Source organism: Ralstonia psammae (genome assembly GCF_958405935.1).
Taxonomy (GTDB): domain Bacteria; phylum Pseudomonadota; class Gammaproteobacteria; order Burkholderiales; family Burkholderiaceae; genus Ralstonia; species Ralstonia psammae.
This window is the reverse complement of the sequence record NZ_CATZBU010000005.1, coordinates 203,660-217,804: the sequence shown is the minus strand read 5'-3', so window position 1 is coordinate 217,804 and position 14,145 is coordinate 203,660. Positions and strand designations below refer to the sequence as shown.

General features: G+C 63.2%; 13 protein-coding genes and 1 pseudogene. 1 reads left to right on the top strand and 13 read right to left on the bottom strand.

Annotation, left to right across the window (positions count from 1 at the left end; all coding sequences use genetic code 11):
* Positions 1 to 33: 33 nt before the first annotated feature.
* From atpD to R2N16_RS13105, 13 genes and pseudogenes are all read right to left on the bottom strand, one after another.
* Complete coding sequence (gene atpD / locus R2N16_RS13165) at positions 34 to 1,437, bottom strand: F0F1 ATP synthase subunit beta (RefSeq protein ID WP_316666164.1); 1,404 nt, start codon at positions 1,435 to 1,437, stop codon at positions 34 to 36.
* 36 nt (positions 1,438 to 1,473) lie between these two features.
* Positions 1,474 to 2,349 (bottom strand): F0F1 ATP synthase subunit gamma, encoded by an 876-nt coding sequence (gene atpG, locus R2N16_RS13160; protein WP_316666162.1) that lies wholly within the window; start codon positions 2,347 to 2,349, stop codon positions 1,474 to 1,476.
* Positions 2,350 to 2,412: 63 nt separating this feature from the next.
* Positions 2,413 to 3,954: a F0F1 ATP synthase subunit alpha gene (gene atpA, locus R2N16_RS13155; RefSeq protein ID WP_316666159.1), complete on the bottom strand. Its 1,542-nt coding sequence runs from the start codon at positions 3,952 to 3,954 to the stop codon at positions 2,413 to 2,415.
* A 73-nt stretch (positions 3,955 to 4,027) separates the two neighbouring features.
* Positions 4,028 to 4,564 carry a F0F1 ATP synthase subunit delta gene (locus R2N16_RS13150; RefSeq protein ID WP_048935664.1) on the bottom strand — a complete coding sequence of 179 codons (537 nt, stop codon included), beginning with the start codon at positions 4,562 to 4,564 and terminating at the stop codon, positions 4,028 to 4,030.
* 2 nt (positions 4,565 to 4,566) lie between these two features.
* Positions 4,567 to 5,037, bottom strand: a complete 471-nt coding sequence (locus R2N16_RS13145) for a F0F1 ATP synthase subunit B (RefSeq protein WP_316666157.1) — start codon at positions 5,035 to 5,037, stop codon at positions 4,567 to 4,569.
* A 106-nt stretch (positions 5,038 to 5,143) separates the two neighbouring features.
* Positions 5,144 to 5,410 carry a F0F1 ATP synthase subunit C gene (gene atpE, locus R2N16_RS13140; protein WP_003262709.1) on the bottom strand — a complete coding sequence of 89 codons (267 nt, stop codon included), beginning with the start codon at positions 5,408 to 5,410 and terminating at the stop codon, positions 5,144 to 5,146.
* A gap of 83 nt (positions 5,411 to 5,493) precedes the next feature.
* Positions 5,494 to 6,375, bottom strand: coding sequence for a F0F1 ATP synthase subunit A (gene atpB / locus R2N16_RS13135; RefSeq protein WP_316666156.1), 882 nt, complete (start codon positions 6,373 to 6,375; stop codon positions 5,494 to 5,496).
* A gap of 232 nt (positions 6,376 to 6,607) precedes the next feature.
* Positions 6,608 to 7,036, bottom strand: a complete 429-nt coding sequence (locus R2N16_RS13130) for an ATP synthase subunit I (RefSeq protein WP_428984131.1) — start codon at positions 7,034 to 7,036, stop codon at positions 6,608 to 6,610.
* A 471-nt stretch (positions 7,037 to 7,507) separates the two neighbouring features.
* Positions 7,508 to 8,419, bottom strand: a complete 912-nt coding sequence (locus tag R2N16_RS13125; RefSeq protein WP_316666153.1) for a ParB/RepB/Spo0J family partition protein — start codon at positions 8,417 to 8,419, stop codon at positions 7,508 to 7,510.
* Positions 8,420 to 8,436: 17 nt separating this feature from the next.
* Positions 8,437 to 9,222, bottom strand: a complete 786-nt coding sequence (locus tag R2N16_RS13120) for a ParA family protein (protein ID WP_004628617.1) — start codon at positions 9,220 to 9,222, stop codon at positions 8,437 to 8,439.
* A 37-nt stretch (positions 9,223 to 9,259) separates the two neighbouring features.
* Positions 9,260 to 9,928, bottom strand: coding sequence for a 16S rRNA (guanine(527)-N(7))-methyltransferase RsmG (gene rsmG / locus R2N16_RS13115; protein WP_316666152.1), 669 nt, complete (start codon positions 9,926 to 9,928; stop codon positions 9,260 to 9,262).
* Positions 9,928 to 11,877, bottom strand: a pseudogene (gene mnmG / locus R2N16_RS13110) (tRNA uridine-5-carboxymethylaminomethyl(34) synthesis enzyme MnmG). Before mnmG ends, rsmG begins: the two are co-directional and overlap by 1 nt.
* A 172-nt stretch (positions 11,878 to 12,049) precedes the next feature.
* Positions 12,050 to 12,997, bottom strand: coding sequence for a LysR family transcriptional regulator (locus R2N16_RS13105; protein ID WP_316666151.1), 948 nt, complete (start codon positions 12,995 to 12,997; stop codon positions 12,050 to 12,052).
* Positions 12,998 to 13,083: 86 nt separating this feature from the next.
* On the opposite strand from R2N16_RS13105, the gene R2N16_RS13100 reads away from it, so the two are divergent.
* Complete coding sequence (locus tag R2N16_RS13100; protein ID WP_316666150.1) at positions 13,084 to 14,097, top strand: aldo/keto reductase; 1,014 nt, start codon at positions 13,084 to 13,086, stop codon at positions 14,095 to 14,097.
* Positions 14,098 to 14,145: the final 48 nt, after the last annotated feature.

Genomic DNA, 14,145 nt, shown 5'->3' with positions numbered 1-14,145 from the left:
GCCCCGGCTTACGCGCGGTGCCAGACCGTGCTCTTACTGGAGCTTCTTGGCCTTCTCGAAGGCTTCGTCGATCGAGCCGACCATGTAGAACGCCTGTTCCGGCAGGTGATCGCACTCGCCGTCCACCAGCATCTTGAAGCCGCGGATGGTTTCCTTCAGCGGCACGTACTTGCCCGGCGAACCCGTGAACACTTCGGCCACGTGGAACGGCTGCGACAGGAAACGCTGGATCTTACGAGCACGGCCCACGGCCAGCTTGTCTTCCGGCGACAGTTCGTCCATGCCCAGAATCGCGATGATGTCGCGCAGTTCCTTGTAGCGCTGCAGCGTCTTCTTCACGCGGTCGGCGACTTCGTAGTGCTCCTGGCCAACCACTTGCGGGTCGAGCTGGCGCGAAGTCGAGTCGAGCGGATCCACTGCGGGGTAGATACCCAGTGCAGCGATATCACGCGACAGCACGACGGTCGAGTCCAGGTGCAGGAAGGTCGTTGCCGGCGACGGGTCGGTCAAGTCATCGGCAGGCACGTACACGGCCTGGATCGACGTAATCGAGCCGGTCTTGGTCGACGTAATACGCTCCTGCAGCTTGCCCATTTCTTCAGCCAGCGTCGGCTGATAGCCCACGGCGGAAGGCATACGGCCCAGCAGTGCCGACACTTCGGTACCGGCCAGCGTGTAGCGGTAGATGTTGTCGACGAAGAACAGGATGTCACGGCCTTCGTCGCGGAAGCGCTCAGCCATCGTCAGGCCGGTCAGCGCCACGCGCAGACGGTTGCCCGGCGGCTCGTTCATCTGGCCGAACACCATGGCCACCTTGTCGAGCACGTTCGAGTCCTTCATTTCGTGGTAGAAGTCGTTGCCCTCACGGGTACGCTCGCCCACGCCAGCAAACACCGACAAGCCCGAGTGCTGCTTGGCGATGTTGTTGATCAGCTCCATCATGTTCACGGTCTTGCCGACGCCGGCGCCACCGAACAGACCCACCTTACCACCCTTGGCGAACGGGCAGACCAGGTCGATCACCTTGATGCCGGTTTCGAGCAGGTCAACCGACGGCGACAGTTCGTCGAACTTCGGAGCCTTCTGGTGAATCGCGCGCTTTTCGTCGCAAGCGATCGGGCCGGCTTCGTCAATCGGACGACCCAGCACGTCCATGATGCGGCCCAGCGTGCCGTGACCGACCGGCACCGAGATCGGTGCGCCGGTGCCCTTGACTGCCATACCGCGGCGCAGGCCGTCGGACGAACCCAGCGCAATGGTACGCACCACGCCGTCGCCCAGCTGTTGTTGCACTTCGAAAGTCAGCCCCTTCTCGGCAAACGACTTCTCGCTGCTGTCTTCCAGCACGAGTGCCTCGTAAACATGGGGCATTGCGTCGCGCGGGAACTGGATGTCCACCACGGCGCCGATGCACTGCACAATCGTTCCGATACTCATTTGTATCTCCAATAACTTAAATCTTTGCCGTGGGCGTCAAACCGCTGCCGCGCCGCTGACGATCTCGGACAGTTCCTTCGTGATCGCTGCCTGACGGGTCTTGTTGTAGACCAGTTGCAGTTCGCCGATCACGTTCTTCGCGTTGTCCGAAGCCGCCTTCATCGCCACCATCCGGGCCGATTGCTCGGAGGCCATGTTCTCGGCCACCGCCTGGTACACCAGCGCCTCGACGTAGCGGATCAGCAGTTCGTCGACCACCGTTTGCGCGTCCGGCTCGTAGATGTAATCCCACGAGTAGGCCTGCTTCTCGGCGTCGCTCTGCGCGAGCTTGTCGGCGGTCAGGGGCAGCAGCTGCTCGACCACCGGCTCCTGCTTCATCGTGTTGATGAAGCGGGTGTACGCGAGATACACGGCATCGATCTGGCCAGCGTTGAATGCGTCCAGTTGCACCTTGATCGCGCCGATCAGCTTTTCCAGATGCGGCGTGTCGCCCAGATGCACGACGTTCGAGACCACCTTCGCACCGACGCGGCCCAGGAACTGCATGCCCTTGGTACCGATGGCGGTAGCTTGCGTCTCGACGCCCTTGTTCTGCAGATCGCGCAGTTGATTGGTGACGGCACGCAGCACGTTGGTGTTCAAGCCCCCGCACAGGCCCTTGTCCGTCGTCACCACGATCATGCCGGCACGCTTGATGTCGCGCGCAACCATGAATGGGTGCTTGTACTCCGGATTGGCCAGCGCCATGTGCGCAGCCACGTTGCGGATCTTCTCGGCGTATGGGCGGGCAGCACGCATCCGTTCCTGCGCCTTGCGCATCTTGGATGCGGCGACCATTTCCATCGCCTTGGTGATCTTGCGCGTGTTTTGCACGCTCTTGATCTTGGTGCGGATTTCTTTTGTTCCGGCCATTTCACTCTCTCCGTTCAGACCTGGCCACGCAGGCTCAGCGCGGCCAGTTCCGGGAATGACGGGTTAGAACGCGGCGGACTTCTTGAAATCCTCGATCGCGGCACGCAGGGCGGCCTCATCGTCCTTCGACAGATCCTTCGTATCTTCGATGCGGTTGATGAGGTCGGCGTACTTCGTCTTCAGCGTGTCGTGCAGACCCTTTTCAAAAGCCAGGATGTCCTTCACGTCCACGTTGTCGAGGAAGCCGTTGTTGGCTGCGTACAGCGACGCGGCCAACTGCCACACTTGCAGCGGCTGGTATTGCGGCTGCTTGAGCAGTTCGGTCACGCGGCGGCCACGCTCGAGCTGCTTGCGGGTCGCTTCGTCCAGGTCGGAAGCAAACTGCGCGAACGCAGCCAGTTCACGGTACTGGGCCAAGTCGGTACGGATACCGCCGGACAGCTTCTTGATGACCTTGGTCTGAGCAGCACCACCCACACGCGACACCGAAATACCGGCGTTGATTGCGGGACGCACACCTGCGTTGAACAGGTCGGTTTCCAGGAAGATCTGGCCGTCGGTAATCGAGATCACGTTGGTCGGAACGAACGCGGACACGTCGCCGGCCTGCGTTTCGATCACGGGCAGCGCGGTCAGCGAACCAGTCTTGCCCTTGATTTCACCGTTGGTGATCTTCTCGATGTGCTCGGCGTTCACACGCGCAGCACGCTCCAGCAGACGCGAGTGCAGGTAGAACACGTCGCCCGGGTAAGCCTCACGGCCAGGCGGACGGCGCAGCAGCAGCGAAACCTGACGGTACGCCCAAGCTTGCTTGGTCAGATCGTCATACACGATCAGCGCGTCTTCGCCGCGGTCGCGGAAGTATTCGCCCATCGTGCAGCCGGCGTAGGCCGACAGGTACTGCATAGCAGCCGAGTCAGAAGCGGTAGCCGCCACCACGATCGTGTATTCGAGCGCGCCGTGCTCTTCGAGCTTGCGCACCACGTTGGCGACCGTCGAAGCCTTCTGGCCGATTGCCACATACACGCAGAAGATACCCTTGCCCTTCTGGTTGATGATGGCGTCGACAGCCACGGCGGTCTTGCCGGTCTGGCGGTCGCCAATGATCAGCTCACGCTGGCCGCGGCCGATCGGCACCATGGCGTCGATCGACTTCAGGCCGGTCTGCACCGGCTGGCTCACCGACTGACGTGCGATCACGCCCGGGGCGACCTTCTCGATCACGTCCGTCTTCTTGGCGTTGATCGGGCCCTTGCCGTCGATCGGCTGGCCCAGCGCGTTGACCACGCGGCCCAGCAGTTCCGGGCCAACCGGCACTTCCAGAATGCGGCCCGTGCACTTGACTTCGTCGCCTTCGGAAATGTGCTCGTACTCACCCAGCACCACAGCGCCGACGGAGTCGCGCTCGAGGTTCAGCGCGAGGCCGAACGTGTTGCCCGGGAATTCCAGCATTTCGCCTTGCATCACGCCCGACAGGCCATGAATGCGGCAGATACCGTCCGTCACGGAGATGACCGTGCCGGTGTTCTTTGCGTCAGCGCCAGCCTTCAAGCCCTCGATACGGGTCTTGATCAGGTCGCTGATCTCGGAGGGGTTCAGTTGCATCGAATGCTCCTAATTCTTCAATCTGTCTGCGGGCGCGATATCGTCGATTGCATCGGCGCCTCGCGAAACAGCATTACGCGGCGGTCAGCGCAGACTGCATCTGCGTCAGGCGCGCGCGCACCGAGGTGTCGAGCACTTCGTCGCCAATCTGCACACGCACGCCGCCGATCAACGAAGGATCGACGCTCACATGAGCCTGCAGCTTCTTGCCGAACTTGCGTTCGAGCGTGGCGACCAGTTCGGTCAGGGGCGCGCCCTCAAGCGGGAACGCACTGGTGATCTCGACGTCGGCGGCGCCTTCGCTGGCATTCCGCAGCACATGGAATTGCGCGGCAATTTCCGGCAGCAGCGACAGGCGCTTGTTGGCCACCAGCAGGCCAACCAGTTCCTTCGCCTCATGCGAAACCGGAGATTTCAGCGCCGACAGGAAGATCCCCGCCACATCGGCTTTGGAGAGCTTCGGATCATCGGCGACTGCCTTCATGTCGGGCACGGCGGCGACTTGCCCCATTTCCGACACGAGCTCAGACCATGCACCCAGATTGCCGGCCTTCGCCACGCGGAACAGCGCCTCTGCGTACGGACGGGCAACGGTTGCGAGTTCTGCCATGATTACAGCTCAGCCTTGAGTTGATTGAGCAGATCGGCGTGGACCTGCGCATTGACTTCACGCTTGAGGATCTGCTCGGCACCCTTGACGGCCAGCGTGGCAACCTGGTCACGCAGCGATTCACGCGCGCGCACGGTTTGCTGCTCGGCTTCGGCCTTGGCTTGCGCGATGATGCGCGCGGCTTCGGCTTGGGCGTTTTGCTTGATCTCGTCGGCGCTCATCTGGGCACGCTTTTCGGCGTCCGCGATGCGTTGCGCGCCTTCATTGCGCGCTTCGGTCAGTGCCTGGTCGACCCGCTTGTTGGCCAGCTCCAGCTCGGCCTTGCCCTTATCGGCAGCGGCCAGGCCATCGGCGATTTTCTTCGCGCGTTCGTCGAGCGCCTTCACCAGGGGCGGCCAAATGAATTTGGCAACAACCCACCACAGGATGAAGAACACGACCATCTGCGCGACGAGTGTGGCGTTCAGGTTCATGGTGTGTTCCTTTCGGTATTGAGACTACGGATCAATGCACGAAGCGGCGAGGGTCACGCGCAGCGTTCACCCAGGCCGCCTCCGGCATCATGCAGACCGAAAAGAATTACTTGATGACCGACAGCAGCGGGTTGGCGAACGCGAACAGCATGGCCACACCAACGCCGATCAGGAATGCCGCGTCGATCAGGCCAGCCAGCAGGAACATCTTCGTTTGCAGCGGGTTCATCAGTTCAGGCTGACGTGCGCAGGCTTCGATGTACTTGCCGCCCATCAGTGCGATGCCGAGGCAGGCGCCGATAGCACCCAGGCCGATGATGATGCCGATACCGATGGCGGTCAGACCTTGGATGTTGGCGAGAAATGCTTGCATGATGACTCCCTTTTACGTGAAAGACTAAGAACTTGAGAACTTGGAAAAATCAAACGGAACCGGAGAACCTGAACCGCAACTACTTAGTGGTGTTCATGCGCCTGGCCGATATACACCAGCGTCAGCATCATGAAGATGAAGGCTTGCAGCAGCACGATCAGGATGTGGAAGATCGCCCACACTGCGCCGGCCACCACGTGACCCACGAAACCCAGTGCCGACGTGTCGGCACCGAACGTCCAGACCGAGCCAAGCAGCGCGATCAGCAGGAACACCAGTTCGCCCGCGTACATGTTGCCGAACAACCGCATGCCCAGCGACACAGCCTTGGCGAGGAATTCAATGATGTTGAGGATCAGGTTGAATGGCGCGAGGTACCACTTGGCGCCGAACGGTGCCGACAGCAGCTCGTGCGCAAAGCCGCCAGCGCCCTTGATCTTGAAGCTGTAGTAGATCATCAGGATGAGCACAGCGAACGACATGCCGAACGTGCCGTTCAGGTCAGCCGTGGCCACCGCACGGTGGTGAGGCACGTGCACACCGAAGGTACCGAGGAGGTGGTTGACGCCGGTAACCCAGTCCACCGGGATCAAGTCGACCGCGTTCATCAGCGTGACCCACACGAAGACCATCAGCGCCAGCGGAGCAATCCAGGAACGATCGCCGTGGATGATGCCCTTGGCCTGGTCATCGACCATCTCGACGACGAGTTCAACGAAAGCCTGGAAGCGGCCCGGGACGCCGGCGGTGACACGGCGTGCAGCCATGCCCAGGAAGACGATGCCGATCAGGCCCATCAACACGGACCAGAACATCGTGTCCCAGTTGATGACGGAGAAGTCGACAACGGAGGCCTGCTTGCCGCCGATGCTATTGAAATTCTGCAAATGCTCCGCGATATACGCGGAAGGCGTAAGAGCGTGCTCGGCGGCGTGGCCGGCGGCTTCTGCGACTTCAGTTGCCATGATGATTCAGTCCAATATTGCGAAACATTCTTCGTGACCCGTTCCGACTCGCGCCCGATTCAACCAGGTTTCGCCTGGAGATCGCGGACTGCACGCGGCTGGAACGCGCCACCTTATTCTTGCGGAGTGTCAGCGCAATGAACCAGGGCTTCTCCTGCCCCAGGCTCTTGCCACGTGCCAACGCCTCCCGTGTGCCCGCCATCTCGTGGTGGGCTGGAGCCGACTCAACGCACTATCGCAGCGCGAGACCGACCCAGTACATCTTGAGTGCCAGGATCAGGGTGATCAGCAAGGGCGGCCAATGCAGGCCCTTGAACACCACCACCACGATCACCAGCAGCGCGACCGTGCCAAGCACTTTGATCGCTTCGCCCACCACCAGACGGGCGATGGATTCGAACCCCCTGGCCTTCGACAGCCGCATCGCGAACCATGCCGAAGGCACCACGCACACGCCACCGCCCAGCAGAGCCGAGAGCGCAGCCTCGCCGGCCGACACAGCGCCCGTGCCCGTGAACCAACTGCCGACATACCAACCGAGCGCACACAACAGTGTGATGGCCACCTGGCCGAGCACGATGGAAAAAGGCGTGATACGAGAGGCCTGCAGAGCTTGCTCGCCGAACAGAGCGACCGCTTCGTCATGTGAGAGCACATGCACCGGCGGCTCCGCCCTCTCCTCATCGTCCCAATTGTCGTGCTTCGGATCCTGCGCCGACTGAGGTCGGGCGGCTTCCAACGAAGCGTAAGAATCGGGCCGTTGCCGGTCGGCTGGCTGCATGGAAGAATGCGCTTTCATCATGCCGCACCGCTTTGGGTCAGGCGGATTTAAAACCGCACGATTTTACGGGACATGGCGTTCGCCAGTCAACGCGCAAGCGAACGCTCGTGTGGGCGCCTTCGACAGCACTCCGCGTGGCCGCGTTCCATACGGCGTGCGCAATGCGGCGCTGCTGCCGGGACACCGAATCCGCCTGATGGAGCGGCACCCCGTCGATTCCATGATGGTGCTGGCGACACCCAGCGTCGATGACGTGCGAGGTAATTGCACCGATTCCGTGCCAGATCATGCCCGCAAATGGCGCAATGACACGGGCCCAGTGCACATGCGTCAAACTGTCGCAGGCGAAACTCAGGCAGCCTCTTCGTCGCCCTCGGGACGCAGGCGCGCCAGCAAACCGTCGAACTCGTCCAGACTGCTGAACTGCACTGTCAGCTGGCCCCGGCCCTTGGCCGCCAGCTTGATCTGCACACCCAGGCCCAGTTGATCAGCCAGTTCTTCTTCGAGGCGCGCGACGTCACGGCCAGCGTGGTGACCGCCCTTCTGCTTGAGTGATTTCAGCTCGAACGGCTTGAGCGTCAACGCCACCAGTTTTTCCGTCTCACGCACCGACAGGCGCTTGTTGACGATCTGGTTGGCCAATGTGATTTGCGTGGCACCGTCAACAGCGAGCAGCGCACGGGCGTGGCCCATGTCCAGGTCACCGGCCATCAGCATGGTTTGCACGGGCTGGGCGAGATTCAACAAGCGCAGCAGGTTCGACACCGCGCTGCGCGAACGCCCGACGGATTCCGCGGCCTGCTCATGTGTGAACTGGAATTCACGCACCAGACGCGCGATGCCCTGCGCTTCTTCCAGCGGGTTGAGATCTTCGCGCTGGATGTTTTCGATCAGCGCCATGGCGGCGGCCGATTCATCCGGCACGTCCTTCACGAGCACCGGCACTTCGGTCAGGCCAGCGAGGCGCGAGGCTCGGAAGCGGCGTTCACCCGCGATGATTTCGTACTTCGGTTTCGTGCCGTCGGACTCGACCTTGCGCACCAGAATCGGCTGCATCAGGCCTTGTGCGCGGATGCTCGCGGCGAGTTCCTGCAGCGCGCCTTCGTCCATCCGCGTACGCGGCTGGTATTTGCCGGGCTGCATCTGCTCAAGCTTCAGCACCGTGGGCGCGCCCTCTTGCTTGGCCGCTTCGACAATCTCCGCCGGACTACCGAGCAGCGCTTCGAGGCCGCGCCCCAGTCCTTTTTTCTTCATCGTACTCATGTTCTTCCTCTTACCGCTCAGGCCGGCGTGTCGGCCATCTGCCGCACGCGCGCGATCATCTCGGCGCCGAAATCCAGATAGGCCTTGGCGCCTTTCGATGCCACGTCAAACGCCACGCCCGGCATGCCGTACGACGGCGCTTCGGCCAGACGCACGTTGCGCGGGATCACGGTCTTGAACACCTTGTCGCCGAAGTGCGATTCGAGCTGCGCAGACACCTGCTGCTGCAGCGTCACGCGCGGGTCGAACATCACACGCAACAGGCCGATCACCTTAAGGTCGCGGTTCAGGTTGGCGTGTACCTGCTTGATGGTGTTAACCAGATCCGACAGGCCTTCGAGCGCGAAGTACTCGCACTGCATCGGCACGACCACGCCATGCGCGGCGCACAGGCCATTGAGCGTGAGCAGCGAGAGCGACGGCGGGCAATCGATGAGGACGAAATCGTAGTCGGCCTCCACCTCGGCCAGCGCGAGCTTGAGCCGGTTTTCGCGATGCTCCAGATCGACCAGTTCGACTTCGGCGCCGGCCAGGTCACGGTTGGCAGGCAGCACGTCATAGCGCCCGGCCTCCGAACGCTGGCGCGCCTGCGGAATCGTCGCCAAGCCGACCAGCACTTGGTAGACGCTGAATTCCAGCGTGTGCTTGTCGATGCCCGAGCCCATCGAGGCATTGCCCTGCGGATCGAGGTCGACCAGCAGCACGCGCTGCCCTTGCGCGGCCAGCCCGGCCGCGAGATTCACCGTGGTGGTGGTCTTGCCGACCCCACCCTTCTGGTTGGCGATCACGAAAATATTCGACATGACTCCTCTGCGGTGAATGGCTCGCTACAACGTTCACTCACGCCGACGGCGCGAGGATGACCAGGTGCCGCTCGGCCGGCAGCCCCGGCACGGTCAGGCGTTCGATGGCTTCGACGGTCCAGCCAGCGGGCAGGCGCTCGACTTCGGCATCCGGGCGCACGCCCTTCATGGCGACCATGCGGCCGCCCGGCGCCAGCAGATGTCCGGCCAGATTCACGAAATCCACCAGCTCGGCAAACGCGCGTGAGGTGATGACGCCGTAGCCGGTCGCATCAGCCAGCTTTTCCACGTGGCCCCAATGCGATTGGGCATTGGTCAGGCCAAGCTCGGCACGGCACTGCGTCAGGAAGGCGGTCTTCTTCTGCACGATGTCGACCATCGTGACGCTCACATCCGGAAAAGCGATGGCCAGCGGAATGCCGGGCAGGCCGCCACCCGAGCCCACGTCCAGCACGCGCGGCGCGCCAGGCTGAGCACGGCGCGCCAGCTCGGCAATGCGCGACACGGCCGAAAGCGAATCCAGCAGGTGATGCGTGAGCATGTCGCCGGTGTCGCGAATGGCCGTCAGGTTATAGACACGGTTCCATTTGGCGAGCAGCCCCTGGTACGCCAGCAGGCGATCCAGTTGCGCACCGTCCAGCGACAAACCAAGCGTGCGGGCGCCGGCTTCCAGTTCCGAGCGGGCGTCTGTCAGTGCATTCGCCATCAAGCGGCCTCGCCTTCTGAGTCGGAGCGCGGGCCGACTTGGCCACGCAGCACGCCCTTCTTCAAGTGCACGAGCAGCAGCGACACGGCCGCCGGCGTGACGCCTGAGATACGCGACGCCTGCCCGATGGTTTCGGGCTTGTGCTTGGCCAGCTTCTGCTGCACCTCGATCGACAGACCGCGCACTTGCGAATAGTCGAAATCGGCGGGCAGACGGGTGTTCTCGTTCGCCCCCAACCGCTCCACCTCATCGGCCTGGCGGGCAATGTAGCCGTGGTACTTGATGCCGATTTCGACCTGCTCGCGGATTTGCTCCGCCAGCAACGGATCCTCAGCCAACGGCGTTTCCACTGCGTACTTGCCGCCCTGCATGCCCATGAGCGTTTCGTAAGTCACGTTCGGGCGGCGCAGCAGATCGGCCAGGGCATACTCGCGCTCGATCCCCTTCCCCAGCACCGGTTCAGCGTCTTCCAGCGGAAGCGTGGCCGGATTCACCCAAGTGGACTTGAGGCGCTCTGTTTCACGTGAAACAGCGTCGCGCTTGCGGTTGAAGGCGTCCCAGCGTGCGTCGTCGACCACGCCGAGTGTGCGGCCGACTTCGGTCAGGCGCATGTCGGCGTTGTCTTCGCGCAGGCTCAGGCGGAACTCCGCGCGGCTGGTGAACATACGGTACGGCTCGGTCACGCCCCGGGTGATGAGATCGTCGACGAGAACGCCCAGATAAGCCTGGTCGCGGCGCGGCGTCCAGGCGTCCTTGCCCTGCACCTGCAAGCCGGCGTTGATACCGGCCAGCAGCCCTTGCGCTGCGGCCTCTTCATAACCGGTCGTCCCGTTGATCTGGCCGGCGAAGAACAGGCCCGAAATCGCCTTGGACTCCAGCGAAGCTTTCAGCGCGCGCGGGTCGAAGTAGTCGTACTCGATGGCGTAACCGGGGCGCAGGATGTGGGCGTTCTCCAGCCCACGCATCGAGTGGATCAGGTCGAGCTGCACATCAAACGGCAGGCTGGTCGACACGCCATTCGGGTAGAACTCGTTGGTCGCCAAGCCCTCCGGCTCCAGGAAGATCTGGTGGCTGTCCTTGCTGGCGAAGCGGTGAATCTTGTCTTCGATGCTCGGGCAGTAGCGCGGCCCCACCCCTTCGATCACGCCCGTGTACATCGGGGAGCGGTCCAGCCCCGCGCGGATGATGTCGTGCGTGCGCTCGTTGGTGTGCGTCACCCAACATGGCACTTGGCGCGGATGCATGTCCGCACGGCCCATGAACGAGAACACCGGCACCGGATCGAGATCGCCCGGCTGCTCTTCCAATACCGAAAAATCGATGGAGCGGCCATCAATCCGCGGTGGCGTACCGGTCTTGAGGCGCCCCTGCGGCAGCTTCAATTCCTTCAGGCGCGCCGACAGCGACACCGCGGCGGGGTCGCCTGCGCGGCCGCCCGTGTAGTTGTTCAGCCCCACGTGGATCTTGCCATCGAGGAACGTCCCCGCCGTGAGTACGACGGCGCGTGCACGGAACTGCACGCCGACCTGCGTCACCGCCCCGACCACCCGGTCGCCTTCTACCAGCAGGTCTTCCACGGCCTGCTGGAACAACATCAGGTTCGGCTGGTTTTCCAGGCGATGGCGGATTGCTGCCTTATACAGCACACGGTCTGCCTGGGCGCGCGTCGCACGCACGGCCGGCCCCTTGCTGGAATTGAGGATGCGGAACTGGATCCCGCCCTCGTCCGTGGGGCTGGCCCTAGCCCCCCCCCCCGCATACACATACAATAACAGAAGGCCCTAGCCGATTACCCCGAAGGACGGGTTGCAGCTCATCTGCCCCAGTGTCTCGATGTTGTGCGTCAGCAGCAGGGTCTGACAACCCATGCGCGCCGCCGCCAGGGCGGCCTCGGTGCCGGCGTGTCCGCCGCCCACCACGATCACATCGAATTCAATTGGATACAGCATGGCTTCCTCCTCGCGTGGAGGCATCGAAAATTTGGAGAAGCGGAATTATAAGTCGCGCGGCGACACCGCAGTTCGGCCATGCGGCAATCGAGACGAAATTCACCGGCTTTTCGTGTTTCACGTGAAACATGCACCGCTTGTCGGCCACGTTTGTGTTTCACGTGAAACACAATCAGCGGGTCGCCTGCCGGCCCTCGTCGGCCCAACGCGCACGCAGAAAATCGATGAAGACACGCAGTTTGCCCGGCATCTGTGGCGTGCGCGGGAAATAGAGATGGAAGCGATACATCGGCGGGCACCAGGGTTCAAGCACCCGGACCAAGCGCCCGGCTGCCACATCCTCGGCAACCAGGTCTTCCAGCACGTGGGCCAGACCCACGCCCTGCCTGGCCGCACCGACCATCGCCAGCACATCATTCGCGATGAAGCCGCCCGCCACATCGGCCGACTGCATCGCGCCGCCCTGGCGGGGCTCGACAAACTCCCAGTCGTACAAGCCTCCGCTGCTCGGAAAGCGGTAGCGGATGCACCGGTGCCCACGCAGTGCGTCCGGTGAATCGGGAATGCCATGCGCTTGCAAATACCCCACGCTCCCCACCACCGCGATGCGGCGCGCTGGCCCGATCGGCACGCCGACCATGTCGCGCTCGACACGCTCGCCAAAGCGGATGCCGACATCAAAGCGGTCTGCGACGATGGCGGTGAGGCCGTCGTCCACCGACACCTCCAGCTCGATGCGCGGATAGCGCGAGAAGAAATCGCCGAGCACCGGCTGCAGCACCGACTGATACGCCACGCGTGAAGCCGTCACGCGCAATGCGCCGCGCGGCTCCGTCGCGCGCTCTCCCACCTCCGCCATCGCTCCGTACAGCGCGTCGAGGCTCGGCCGCACCACGGCGAGCAACGCCTCCCCTGCTTCCGTTGCACTGACCTGCCGTGTGGTACGCGCCAGCAGTTGCGCGCCGAGTGCCGACTCGAGCCGCCGGATCGTTTGCGACAGCGCGGACGTTGAAACATCCAGCGCTGCGGCTGCTTGCGTGAAACTCCCCGCCTCGGCCACGCGGCGCAACGCATCGAGCGCAGGCAGCAGGTCCGGATCGATTGTGAATTCTGTCTTCATAGTGCATCCGATTCTATCCACTTAATCGGCGTGATCGCGCTGCCTAGACTGGCGACTCCTCTCCCTGACCTGACAAGGACATCACCATGCAGACACGACAACTCGGTCAATCCGACCTGCACATCTCTCCACTCGGCTTCGGCACCTGGGCCTCGGGCGGCGGCAACTGGGAATACGGCTGGGGCGCGCAGGACGACCGCGACTCCATTGCCGCCATCGTCGCTGCCGTCGATGCGGGCATCAACTGGATCGACACCGCCGCGGCCTACGGACTGGGCCACGCGGAAACCGTGGTCGGCCGGGCACTCGGCGAGCTGCCGGCCAGCCGGCGGCCGTATGTGTTCACCAAGGGCTCTCTGCTCTGGGACGCACAAGGCCGGATTTCGCATTCGCTCGATCCTGCGTCACTCGCCCGGGAAGTCGACGACAGCCTGCGTCGGTTGAACGTGGAAACGATCGATCTGTACCAGATTCACTGGCCGGCCTTTCCTCCGGGTGCGCCGGAGCAGTCGATCGAAGCCGCCATCGCCGCGCTGGAACAGGCGCGCCGTGCCGGCAAGATCCGCCAGATCGGCGTGTCGAACTTCGATGCGGCGCAGATCGCACGCGCACAGTCCGTCGCACCGATTGCCGCACTGCAGCCACCCTACTCGCTGCTGATGCGCGGCATCGAGGAATCCATCCTGCCTTACACCGCCGCGCACGGTATCGGCAACATCGTCTATTCGCCGCTGCAATCGGGACTCCTGTCGGGGCGCATGACGCGCGAGCGCATCGCCGCGCTGCCCGCCAACGACTGGCGCGCGCAGCGTAGCCCGGAATTTCAGGAGCCGAACCTGACGCGCAACCTGGCGCTGGTGGACGTGCTGCGTGGCGTGGGCGCACGGCATGGGCGAACGCCCGCCGAAGTCGCCATCGCGTGGACGTTGCGCAACCCAGTGGTCACTGGCGCCATCATCGGTGTGCGCCGGCCGGATCAGCTCGACGGCCTGCTCGGCGCGGCGGGCTTAAAGCTGACGGACGCAGACATCGCCGAAATCCAGGCCGCGTTGCCTGAGACCACGGCATCGCCAGTACCGCAAAGCCTGGTCAACGCTTGAGCCCCAAAAAGCAAAACGCACGGCGCGAACCGTGCGTTTTGCGTGGGG

Bases quoted from the DNA above. Each gene is read 5' to 3' on its own strand.
- atpD (WP_316666164.1), bottom strand. From the start codon at position 1,437: ATGAGTATCGGAACGATTGTGCAGTGCATCGGCGCCGTGGTGGACATC.
- atpG (WP_316666162.1), bottom strand. From the start codon at position 2,349: ATGGCCGGAACAAAAGAAATCCGCACCAAGATCAAGAGCGTGCAAAAC.
- atpA (WP_316666159.1), bottom strand. From the start codon at position 3,954: ATGCAACTGAACCCCTCCGAGATCAGCGACCTGATCAAGACCCGTATC.
- R2N16_RS13150 (WP_048935664.1), bottom strand. From the start codon at position 4,564: ATGGCAGAACTCGCAACCGTTGCCCGTCCGTACGCAGAGGCGCTGTTC.
- R2N16_RS13145 (WP_316666157.1), bottom strand. From the start codon at position 5,037: ATGAACCTGAACGCCACACTCGTCGCGCAGATGGTCGTGTTCTTCATC.
- atpE (WP_003262709.1), bottom strand. From the start codon at position 5,410: ATGCAAGCATTTCTCGCCAACATCCAAGGTCTGACCGCCATCGGTATC.
- atpB (WP_316666156.1), bottom strand. From the start codon at position 6,375: ATGGCAACTGAAGTCGCAGAAGCCGCCGGCCACGCCGCCGAGCACGCT.
- R2N16_RS13125 (WP_316666153.1), bottom strand. From the start codon at position 8,419: ATGAGTACGATGAAGAAAAAAGGACTGGGGCGCGGCCTCGAAGCGCTG.
- R2N16_RS13120 (WP_004628617.1), bottom strand. From the start codon at position 9,222: ATGTCGAATATTTTCGTGATCGCCAACCAGAAGGGTGGGGTCGGCAAG.
- rsmG (WP_316666152.1), bottom strand. From the start codon at position 9,928: ATGGCGAATGCACTGACAGACGCCCGCTCGGAACTGGAAGCCGGCGCC.
- R2N16_RS13105 (WP_316666151.1), bottom strand. From the start codon at position 12,997: ATGAAGACAGAATTCACAATCGATCCGGACCTGCTGCCTGCGCTCGAT.
- R2N16_RS13100 (WP_316666150.1), top strand. From the start codon at position 13,084: ATGCAGACACGACAACTCGGTCAATCCGACCTGCACATCTCTCCACTC.